This window comes from Ruegeria sp. AF8 (assembly GCF_056541825.1).
In genome coordinates, this window is sequence record NZ_JBQFYW010000094.1 from 1 (window position 1) to 510 (window position 510).

A 510-nucleotide genomic window follows, 5' to 3' on the forward strand; every position below is an offset into this window, starting at 1 on the left:
ATCAGCGCACGCTTGGCCCAGTCTGAATAGGGATACAGACGCTCAACCTCGGAGAAATACCAAGCCGCGTCATCCGAGCGATTCTGCGACAGTTCGTATTCGCCACGGGTGTAGATCTGTTCCGGTGTGAACCCTTCCAGATTCTGATCCCGGTCCGCGCCCTTGTTGCCAAAAAGGCCGCCTGCGTTTCCACATGCCGTCAAAACTGCTGCCAGAAGAACCGCACCTGCGAATCTGACTGCCGCCTTGCTGCCAACCATACCGCCCATCCTTGTCGTCTTACTTAAGGGGGTTCGCCCCGAATTGAGCCATGGTCTAGCACAGAAAATTCCGGTGCAAAACGCCTTATGCAACATCTGGCGCAAATGTCGTCAGAGTTGATCTGATCAGGCGACTTCGGGAATTTCGTTTACGATCAGGCCCTGCCCCGGCAGACGCGCGGCCTGTTCCGGTGTGCACAGAACCGGACGCACAGCACCGGGTGTTTCAAACAGATTGCGCAGCAATGTG

Annotated in this window: 2 pseudogenes; both read right to left on the reverse strand. The window is 56.3% G+C overall.

Going from position 1 to position 510, the window contains the following annotated elements:
- Positions 1-260: pseudogene (locus ACR0AO_RS25545) on the reverse strand (outer membrane protein assembly factor BamD); the annotation flags it as partial.
- 126 nt (positions 261-386) lie between these two features.
- Positions 387-510 (reverse strand): annotated as a pseudogene (locus ACR0AO_RS25550) (UDP-3-O-acyl-N-acetylglucosamine deacetylase); the annotation flags it as partial.